The organism is Mesorhizobium sp. M7D.F.Ca.US.004.03.1.1 (genome assembly GCF_003998635.1).
In the GTDB taxonomy this organism is placed as follows: Bacteria; Pseudomonadota; Alphaproteobacteria; order Rhizobiales; family Rhizobiaceae; genus Mesorhizobium; species Mesorhizobium loti.
This window is the reverse complement of sequence record NZ_RZQG01000153.1, coordinates 1-9,528: the sequence shown is the minus strand read 5'-3', so window position 1 is coordinate 9,528 and position 9,528 is coordinate 1. Positions and strand designations below refer to the sequence as shown.

11 protein-coding genes and 1 pseudogene are annotated in these 9,528 nt (G+C 62.8%); 1 reads left to right on the top strand and 11 read right to left on the bottom strand.

Annotation, left to right across the window (positions count from 1 at the left end):
- The 6 genes from EN935_RS11820 to EN935_RS11795 all read right to left on the bottom strand — a co-directional run.
- Nucleotides 1-577, bottom strand: a 577-nt coding sequence (locus EN935_RS11820) for an RIP metalloprotease (RefSeq protein ID WP_164771090.1), incomplete at its 3' end; no start/stop codon positions are given.
- Nucleotides 578-681: 104 nt separating this feature from the next.
- A complete protein-coding gene (locus EN935_RS11815; protein ID WP_109669046.1) occupies nucleotides 682-1,497 on the bottom strand; it encodes a phosphatidate cytidylyltransferase in 816 nt (271 codons plus the stop codon).
- Nucleotides 1,494-2,228, bottom strand: a complete 735-nt coding sequence (locus EN935_RS11810; protein WP_109669048.1) for an isoprenyl transferase — start codon at nucleotides 2,226-2,228, stop codon at nucleotides 1,494-1,496. The genes EN935_RS11815 and EN935_RS11810 overlap by 4 nt, the downstream gene beginning before the upstream one ends.
- 34 nt (nucleotides 2,229-2,262) lie before the next feature.
- Nucleotides 2,263-2,817, bottom strand: a complete 555-nt coding sequence (gene frr / locus EN935_RS11805) for a ribosome recycling factor (protein WP_013531759.1) — start codon at nucleotides 2,815-2,817, stop codon at nucleotides 2,263-2,265.
- Between the two features lie 107 nt (nucleotides 2,818-2,924).
- Nucleotides 2,925-3,647: a UMP kinase gene (gene pyrH, locus EN935_RS11800; protein ID WP_091574801.1), complete on the bottom strand. Its 723-nt coding sequence runs from the start codon at nucleotides 3,645-3,647 to the stop codon at nucleotides 2,925-2,927.
- Nucleotides 3,648-3,796: 149 nt separating this feature from the next.
- Nucleotides 3,797-4,903 (bottom strand): aldo/keto reductase, encoded by a 1,107-nt coding sequence (locus tag EN935_RS11795; RefSeq protein ID WP_127373332.1) that lies wholly within the window; start codon nucleotides 4,901-4,903, stop codon nucleotides 3,797-3,799.
- A 113-nt stretch (nucleotides 4,904-5,016) separates the two neighbouring features.
- Between EN935_RS11795 and EN935_RS11790 the strand changes: the two genes are divergently transcribed.
- A complete protein-coding gene (locus EN935_RS11790; protein ID WP_126069050.1) occupies nucleotides 5,017-5,943 on the top strand; it encodes a LysR family transcriptional regulator in 927 nt (308 codons plus the stop codon).
- 21 nt (nucleotides 5,944-5,964) lie between these two features.
- On the opposite strand, the gene tsf is transcribed toward EN935_RS11790, so the two are convergent.
- The 5 genes and pseudogenes from tsf to EN935_RS11765 form a co-directional block, all read right to left on the bottom strand.
- Nucleotides 5,965-6,885 (bottom strand): translation elongation factor Ts, encoded by a 921-nt coding sequence (gene tsf, locus EN935_RS11785; RefSeq protein ID WP_109669054.1) that lies wholly within the window; start codon nucleotides 6,883-6,885, stop codon nucleotides 5,965-5,967.
- Between the two features lie 109 nt (nucleotides 6,886-6,994).
- Nucleotides 6,995-7,783: a 30S ribosomal protein S2 gene (gene rpsB / locus EN935_RS11780; protein WP_127265800.1), complete on the bottom strand. Its 789-nt coding sequence runs from the start codon at nucleotides 7,781-7,783 to the stop codon at nucleotides 6,995-6,997.
- A 176-nt stretch (nucleotides 7,784-7,959) separates the two neighbouring features.
- Complete coding sequence (locus EN935_RS11775) at nucleotides 7,960-8,571, bottom strand: LysE family translocator (protein WP_127265799.1); 612 nt, start codon at nucleotides 8,569-8,571, stop codon at nucleotides 7,960-7,962.
- On the bottom strand, nucleotides 8,568-8,846 hold the full coding sequence (locus EN935_RS11770; RefSeq protein WP_127265797.1) for a DUF4031 domain-containing protein: 279 nt from the start codon (nucleotides 8,844-8,846) through the stop codon (nucleotides 8,568-8,570). Before EN935_RS11770 ends, EN935_RS11775 begins: the two co-directional genes overlap by 4 nt.
- Nucleotides 8,847-8,889: 43 nt before the next feature.
- Nucleotides 8,890-9,528 (bottom strand): annotated as a pseudogene (locus EN935_RS11765) (hypothetical protein); the annotation flags it as partial.

Genomic DNA, 9,528 nt, shown 5'->3' with positions numbered 1-9,528 from the left:
AGACCAGGCGCTGGACGTCGCCAAAGGTTTCGACCTTGTTGCCGTCGACGCTGACGAATCGGTCACCGGGCAGGATGCCGGCCTTCGCCGCCGGGCTGTCGGCGGTCACCTCGGCCACCATGGGCTCCGCGACATAACGGCCATAGGTGGTGAACAGCACGGCAAAGACGACGATCGTCAGCAGGAAATTGAACAGCGGCCCGGCCACCACGGTCGCCGCGCGCTTCCAGATCGGCTGCGTGTGAAAGGCGACCTTGCGCTCCGCCTCGGTCAGCGTTTCGATCTCTGCCGAAGTGGGCTGGCTCGAGGTGGCATTCATGTCGCCGACAAATTTGACATAGCCGCCAAGCGGTATCGCGCACAGTTTCCAGCGCGTGCCGTGGCTGTCGTTGAAGCCGAAGAGTTCCGGGCCGAAGCCTATCGAGAAGGCCTTGACGCCGATGCCGCACCAGCGCCCGACAAGGTAATGGCCCATTTCATGGACGAACACGACCACGGTCAGCACAAACACGAACGGCACGAGCGTTCCGAGGACAAAGCCTTCTGTGCTGAAAAGCGCGTGAAGAATCTCGTTCAAGACAAACCCTCAAATTCTTCCACGGCGCAGAGTGTGCCGTGACTGTGACACCAATCCGGGCGAATCCAAGGCGCACCGCGCATCGGACCCTGAAATGGCACCACTCAAACGGGAAACAGCCCCTGCGCCGGATGATCGGCGGTCGCCGAGATCCAACCGATGACGTATAGGGCGAAAGCCGCCGCGACAAGCCCATCGACACGATCCATGACGCCGCCATGGCCTGGGATGAGCGCACCCGAATCCTTGCGGCCGTGGCGGCGCTTGACCCAGGATTCAAACAGGTCACCGGCCTGGGAGACAATCGATAGCACGAGCGCCACAAGGCCGAGCAATGCCAGATTGCCGACACCAGCAGCGGCAGCGAGGACCAGCCCCGCGACGACGCCACCAACAGCGCCGCCGAGCGCGCCGCTGCGTGTCTTGCCAGGCGAGATCGCCGGCGCCAGCTTCGGTCCCCCAACCGCTCGGCCGACGAAATAGGCAAAGATATCGGTGGCCCAGACGACCGCGAACAGGAACAGGATGGCAATGAGGCCCGAGCGGTCGCCATCGCGCAGCAAGGCGAGCGACAGGCCTGAGACCGCGGCATAAGCAAGGCCGCTCGCATCCCACTGCCCAGTCTTGCGAACCGAGGCGGCAATCGCCGTTGCGGCAACCATGACCACGACAAGCGGCAGCAGCCAGGAGGTGGCAAGGCCGGCAAGCAAGACGCCAATGAAGACAACCAGCAGCGCTTCCGGCAGGAAACCCAGACCCGCGGCCCCGGTCGGGCGCGACATACGGGTCCATTCATAGAAGATCACCACCACCATTGCGGCGCACAGCAGCCGGAACGGCAGACCGCCGAGCCAGGTCAAACCAAGGGTGATGATGGCAAGCACGACAGCCGAAATGACACGCAGCTGGAGATTGCTCATCCTGCGGCCGGTCGCGAAGCAACGGCCTGGGTCCCAAGTCCGCCGAAACGGCGTTCGCGGCTGGCAAATTCGCGCAAGGCCTCGGCAAGGTGCTCGCGGCTGAAATCGGGCCAGTAGCAAGGCAGGAAGACGAGCTCGCTATAGGCGGCCTGCCACAGAAGGAAGTTCGACAGCCGGAGTTCGCCACTGGTGCGGATGACAAGCTCCGGGTCGGGAATGCCATGCGTGTCGAGAGCGCCGGCAAAGCTCTCGGCGGTGATCGCCTCGCTGTCGAGTTCGCCACGCGCCACGGCCGACGCAAGCTTTTGCGCCGTGCGAACGATCTCGTCGCGTCCGCCGTAGTTGAAGGCGATCACCAGCGTCAGTGATTCATTGGCGGCAGTCAGCGATTCGGCCTCGTCGAGCAGGCCCCTGATGTCGGACTGCAGCCCTGCCCTGTCGCCGATAATCCTGACCCGCACGCCGCTCTGGTGCAATTCGGCCAGGTCGCGGCGGATGAACATTTTCAGGAGACCCATCAGGTCGCTGACCTCGGACTTCGGCCGCGACCAGTTCTCCGACGAGAAAGCGTAGACGGTCAGGTAGGAGATGCCGAGTCCGGGTGCTGCGCGCACCGTCTTGCGCAGCGCCTCGACACCGGCACGATGGCCCGCAAGACGAGGCATGCCACGCGCCTTGGCCCAGCGTCCGTTTCCGTCCATGATGATCGCGACATGCGCGGGCGTTGCCATGTTCTCGCTTTCGGGTCAGCCGCTGGCCAAGACCCTAAACCTGCATGATTTCAGCTTCCTTATCGGAAAGCAGGTGGTCGATGGTGCTGATCGTTTCGTCTGTGAGTTTCTGGACCTGATCCGAGCGCTTGCGCTGATCGTCCTCGCTGATGTCGCCGTCCTTCTCCGCCTTCTTCAGAAAGTCCATGCCGTCGCGGCGCACATGGCGCGCGGCGACCCGGGCATTCTCGGCGTAGGTGTGCGAGATCTTGACCAGCTCCTTGCGGCGCTGTTCGTTGAGTTCAGGCAGTGGAATCCTGAGGTTGGTTCCATCGACGATCGGGTTGAAACCCAGATTGGATTCGCGGATAGCGCGGTCGACCGCGCCGACCATCGACTTGTCCCAGACCGATACCGAGATCATGCGCGGCTCCGGCACCGAGACGTTGGCGACCTGATTGATCGGCATGGTGGTGCCATAGGCCTGCACCTGGATCGCATCGAGCAGATTGCTGGAGGCGCGACCGGTCCGCAGCGAAGCCAGATCATGCTTGAACGCGGCGATCGCCCCATCCATGCGCCGCTTGAGATCGTCGTACTCACCACTCATCTCTATCTCCTCGACCCGTCTAACGCGGGTTCACTGCTTCGGGGCAAGGCCCCGTATTCGAGCCTGACTTTCGAAAACCGGCTTCCCTTTCGGGATCAGGCCCTCGATCAATCGTCCGCGACGACCGTGCAGCGGCCGCCGCCCCTCAGAATATCGCCGAAACCACCTTTTTCGTGGATCGAGTAAACGATTATCGGAATGTTGTTTTCGCGCGCAAGTGCAATCGCTGCCGTATCCATGATGGAAAGACCGCGTTTTATGACTTCGCCATGGCTGATGCGCTCGAAACGCGTCGCATTCGGGTCCTTCTTCGGGTCCGCCGAGTAGACGCCGTCGACCTGAGTGCCCTTGAACAGCGCGTCGGCGCCGATCTCAGCCGCACGAAGTGCGGCGGCCGAATCAGTGGTGAAGAACGGATTGCCGGTGCCGCCGGCAAAGATCACCACCTTGCCCTGGTTCATGTAGGCAGTCGCCTGGCGCTGCGAAAAGCTCTCGCAAAGTTCGGGCATGGCGATCGCCGAAAGCACCACGGCGTCGACACCGATCTTGTTCAATGACGTGCGCAACGCCAGCGAATTGATCACCGTGGCAAGCATGCCCATGTGGTCGCCGGTGACACGGTCGCCGCCCTTGGAGGCAACGGCCACGCCGCGAAAGATGTTGCCGCCGCCGATGACGACGCCAACCTCGATGCCCAGTGCACGCGCCTCAGCGATGTCGCCGGCGATGCGATCGACGACCGAAACGTCGATGCCGAAATGCTGTTCGCCCATCAATGCTTCGCCCGACGCTTTCAGCAAAACACGTCGGTAGAGGGGCTTCACCGTCATCTGGGCCTCTTCATTTTGCATGTGGCGCGTTCCGGGTGGCTACCCTCGCGCAGGCGCCGCCCCGAAACAATGGCGCGATGCCGTGTTCCGATACACGAAGGGCGCCGCGATGTCACGCGGCGCCCGACCCGGAATTCTCTCGCCTTTTGTCAACTCACGCCGGCAAAAGCACCTTCCATGAGCAGGTCCGGGAAGTAGCCCGCCGGCTTGTCGCCGACCGCCTGACCGCCGGTGAGGCCGCCCTGGATTTCCGGGCCGAAGAACGAGTACGGGAACGGCGTGACCGGCTGGCTGACAGCGTCGAGCCTTGCCAAAAGCTCCTTGGGAACCTCGAAATCGAGCGCGCCGAGATTGTCCTTGAGCTGATCGAGTTTCGTCGCACCGATGATCACCGAAGCGACACCGGGCCGTGTGGCGGCCCAGTTCAAGGCGATCTGGGCCATGCCGCGGCCAAGCTCACCGGCAATTTTTTCCAGTTCGGCAACGATTGCCCAGTTGCGGGCGGTTAATTTCTGGAAACCGGGATTGGTCGAACCGCGCATCGTCTCCAGTCGCCCGCCCGCCTTGCTGATTGTATCTGAACGATATTTGCCGCTCAGCAAGCCGCTGGCCAGCGGGCTCCACACCATGATGCCGGCGCCGTAGCGCGTGCCGAACGGCACGAATTCATGCTCGATGTTGCGCTCGGCCAACGAATATTCGAGCTGCAGCGCCGAAACCGGCTCGTAGCCGCGCTGTTCGGCGATGGACTGCGCCCTGCTTGCGTACCAGGCGGGGACGTCGGAGAGGCCGACATGCCGGATCTTTCCGGCGCGCACCAGATCGTCCAGCGTTCGCATCACCTCTTCCGGTGAAGTCAGCCTGTCCCAGGCATGCAGGATATAGAGGTCGATATTATCGGTGCCGAGCCGTTTCAGCGAGCTTTCGACGGCGCGGATGATGTTCTTGCGGCCGTTGCCGCCGGCATTCGGATTGCCCTGCTCCAGATTCATGCTGAACTTGGTGCTGATCACCGCCTTGCCGCGCAGGCCGCGTTCGGCAATGAACTCGCCAAGCCAGGTCTCGGAGGTACCGCCGGTATAAGCGTCGGCCGTATCGAAGAAATTGCCGCCTGCCTCGACATAGGCATCGACCAGGACGCGTGCCGTCTCCTTGTCGGCGCCCCACCCCCATTCGGTGCCGAAGGTCATGGTGCCGAGCGCCAACCGGGTGACACGCAGCCCGCTGCTGCCAAGGGTGTAGTAGGACATGGTCATGGAACGTCTCCTTGCTGCTTCGCCAAACGGCGTTGATGCAGCGTTAGATGCCCCAGCTCACTTCGTTTGATAATGTTGCATTATCTTCATAAACTATGCGATACTATGCATGAATGGATCGCGATCTGCTCGGCCATCTTCCCGTCATCGTTGCCGTGGCCCGGCGCGGCGGCTTTGCGTCCGCGGCGGCAGAGCTCGGCATGAGCCCTTCGGCGGTCAGCCATGCGGTCAGGCTGGTGGAGGAACGCATCGGCCAACCGCTGTTTGCGCGCACGACACGCAGCGTATCGCTGACCGAGGCCGGTCAGGCGCTTGTCGCAACGGCGGAGCCCGCGCTGCAGGATATCGCAGAGCGGATGGAGCGCATCCGCGGCATCAAGGGTCGCCCGGCTGGACTGCTCAGAATCAACGTTTCGCATGTCGCCGTCCCGATGGCGGTGACGCCGGTGGTGACGGCCATGGCGGAGCGCTATCCGGATGTGACGGTGGAAATCTTTGCCAACGAAGGGTTGGTCGATATCGTCGGCGAAGGCTTTGACGCCGGCATCAGGCTTGGCGAAATGATCGCACAGGATATGATCGCGATCCGGATGACGCCGCCCTTCCAGGTGATCATCGTCGCTTCGCCAGCCTATATCGGCCGGCGTGGTCGCCCGCGCAGCCTGGCCGATCTCGCCGCCCACAATTGCATCGGCTACCGCCTGGTGCGATCCGGCGCGATCTATCGTTGGGATTTGACGGAGGACGGCAAGGACGTGGCGGTGGAAACGCGCGGCACCGCCGTCGTCACCGATTCCCTTGCCGCCATCGACTTGGCGCTGTCTGGGATGGGACTGGCCTATGTGTTCGAGCCGCTGGTGCGCGCCGACCTGGCCGCCGGTCGACTTGTCCAGGTGCTGCCGCAGTCGGCAATCGAGGAACCAGGCCTGTTTCTCTACTTTCCGCGCCGGGCGGCGATGGCGCCGAAGCTGCGCGCCTTTGTCGACATCGCACAAGAAATCGGCCGGACGCCCTCGCGAGCGCCCGGCCGAGTTGCCTGAGCCGAAAAGCCGGTTGGCGGCTTACTTCTTGACCGCAGCCGCGACTTCCGCCGCGAAATCGGTTTCTTCCTTCTCGATGCCCTCGCCCAGCGCGAAGCGCAGGTAAGCGGTGATCTTGGCCGGCGCGCCGATGTCCTTCTCGGCATCCTTCAGCGCCTTCTCGACGGTGATGTCGGGATTGAGCACGAAGGCCTGCTTCAGGAGCACGACCTCTTCGTAGAACTTGCGCAGACGGCCTTCGACCATCTTCTCGATAATGGCTTCCGGCTTGCCGGACTGGCGCGCCTGGTCGGAGAAGATCGCCTTCTCGCGTTCGACCGCGGCCGGATCGATCTGCTCTGCGGTCAGCGCCATCGGATTGGTGGCAGCGACATGCATGGCGACCTGACGAGCGAAGGCATTGGCCGCATGCTCGTTGCCCGTGGTCTCGATGGCGACCAGAACACCGAGCTTGCCAAGGCCATCGGCAACCGCGTTGTGGACGTAGGTTGCGACGGCGCCGTGCGGAACGGTCAACTTGGCAGAGCGGCGGAAGCCCATGTTTTCGCCAATGGTGCCGACAGCGTCCTTGATGGTGTCGGCAACCGACTTGTCCGAACCGGGATACTTTGCGGCGGCTACAGCCTCTGTCGTGCCATAGGCCAGAGCGACCTTGGCAACGTTGGCGACGATTTCCTGAAACGCGGCGTTGCGAGCAACGAAGTCGGTCTCGGAATTGACTTCTACGACGGCCGCTTCGCGAACGCCGGAATCAACGCCAATCAGGCCCTCCGCTGCAGTGCGTCCAGCCTTCTTGTCGGCTTTGGAAATACCCTTCTTGCGCAGCCAGTCGACGGCCTCTTCCATGTTGCCGTTGGTCTCGGTCAACGCCGCCTTGCAGTCCATCATGCCCGCGCCGGTCAAGTCGCGGAGTTCTTTGACCTGTGCAGCCGAAATGCTCATTGTCGCCTCTTTGTTTTAAATGCACCGACGCACCATCGGTGTTCGATGGTGCGTCTGTTTAGCGTGCCAAAATATGAGAAAGATGAAGGCCGCAACCGGCCTTCGATTATCAAGCTTCGGGGGCTTCCGACGCTGGGGCCGGAGCCGGCTCGAGCGCCGGCTCGATCGGAGCTTCGACCGAAGCGCCGATGTCGACGCCGAGCGCGCCCTGCTGGCGAGCGATGCCGTCGATCGCAGCCTTGGCGATCAGGTCGCAATAGAGCTGGATGGCGCGGGCCGCGTCGTCATTGCCGGGGATCGGGAAGTCGATCTTGTCCGGATCGCAGTTCGAATCGATGATGGCGACGACCGGGATGCCGAGACGCTTGGCCTCGAGGATAGCGATCGCTTCCTTGTTGGTGTCGATGACGAACATCAGGTCGGGCGTCGAGCCCATGTCCTTGATGCCGCCCAGCGCCTTGTCGAGCTTCTCGCGCTCGCGGTCGAGGTTGAGGCGCTCCTTCTTGGTCAGGCCCTGGGCCTCACCGGCCAGCATCTCGTCGAGCTTGCGCAGGCGCTGGATCGAGTTCGAGATCGTCTTCCAGTTGGTGAGCATGCCGCCGAGCCAACGCGAGTTGACATAGTACTGGGCCGAACGCTGTGCCGCATCGGCGACGATGTCGGACGCCTGACGCTTGGTGCCGACGAACAGCACGCGGCCGCCCTTGGCGACGGTGTCGGAAACCTGCTTCAGCGCCTGGTGCAGCAAAGGCACCGTCTGCGACAGGTCGATGATGTGGATGTTGTTGCGGGCGCCATAGATGTAAGGCGCCATCTTCGGGTTCCAGCGATGGGTCTGGTGGCCGAAGTGAATGCCAGCTTCCAAAAGCTGGCGCATGCTGAAATCAGGCAGTGCCATTCAAAGTTCCTTTCCGGTTAGCCTCCACGGACACAGGCATTTTTGGACTTTGTCCTCGAACGCCACCGGAGGTTTCAGCCGGATTTCTCCCGGGCAGACACCAAAGTCCGTGTGTGGAATGAGCGCGCATATAGAGGGGATGCGCGACAAACGCAAGCCGTGTGCCGCTTCACCGCTCAGCGTGCGGCAATCAGCGCTCCGGTGCCGATCATGGCGCTGCCGGCGAACCTGTTCATCAGCCGCATGCGCCTCGGTGTCCGGAACCAGCCCGAAGCCCGGCCCGCGAGAGCGGCATAGAGACCCATGGTGAGGATGTTGACGCTGATCACGACAGCAACCACCAGCAGGCCATCTGCAAGGGTCATGGTGTCAAGGTTCAGGATCAGCGGCATGATCGAGGCATGGAACAGGATCGCCTTCGGATTGCCAAGCGCAATGGATGCGCCGAGGAAGAACGACCGCGACAATCTCGCCTGCGCCGCCTGCGGCTCATTCGATTGCGTAGCGGCAGCGCGCCACATCCTGATGCCGAGGAAGACGAGATAGGCAGCGCCCGCGTATTTCAGCAGCAGAAAAATCCATTCGAAGGTCTGGGCCAGCGCCACCAGTCCGAGCAGTGCCAGTGTGACCAGCACGGCATCGCCGGCGGCAACACCGACTCCGGCCATGAACGCGCGAAGGAACCCGCGCGACACGCCGTTGGTGATGACGGCGAACATTGCGGGTCCCGGCGTCGCGGCGGCAAGTGTGATCGCAGCGCAATAAGCCAGAAATGCCGTCAGCGTCATGAGCGAATCTTTCCCTTGGGCACCCTCACTCGCCTGAAGATCGCGACGATCTCCTCGCGGCTGCATTCGATGGCGCCGAGCCGCACCGCGCGGTCGCGCTCGAAGCCGGTTATGTCATAATGCGGCGCCGATGTCTTGGGCGGCCCCTGATAGGATGAGCGCTTGACGCCAAGCTGAGCGGCAAAGCGATGCAACTCGTCGGTGTCGTCAGCCATCAAATGGCACCAGCGATGACCAACCCATTTCCAGATTGCCGCGTCGACATAGACCGCCATGAGGCTTGCCGCATTCCTTCATCTTGCGCCGATCGGCACTCGTCTAGCGATGATAGAAGGGATTCGGATAGAAAATGAAGCCGCGGCCGGCCTCGATCTCTGCCACGGTGCTGGTGATGGCTTCCTGCATGCGACGGTGCAGCTCGGCAACCGCGTCCTCGATCGAGCCAGCATATTCATGCAGGCCCAGCGCCTCCGGCACCCGGATATAGGCGCAACGCGGTCCGGCCGGCTGCGGAATGAACCGGTTCATCGTGTCGCGCAGTCCGCCCCGGCAGTAGTCGTTGCGTATACGCTTCAGGTGTTCGGCGATCTCCTCCTGGGTGATGCGCGGGTTGGTCGAGGCCCAGGGCCCGACGCGTTGCAACCTCTGGACCGCGTCGGCGAGCGTGCGGACCTGCTTTTGCCCTTCCGCATCGCCGGTGTTTTCGCGCTGCCAGCGACGCGCCCGCCGCAGAAGCTCGGTGGTGTCGGTGATGGCAGCTTCGGGTGAGATACTTTCGCCGAGCCGGCGGGCGAGTTCGATGATCAACCCCTGCTGGCGCTCGGCATAGGTCTGGCCTTCGTCAGACGGCATGCCCCATGCGGCTTCGTCGCGGGTCAGCAGCGTCGAATAGATATGGTGGATGCGCTGCGGCAGCGTGTCGGTCGCGTGGCGTTCTATGTTCAGGCTTTTCTCGAC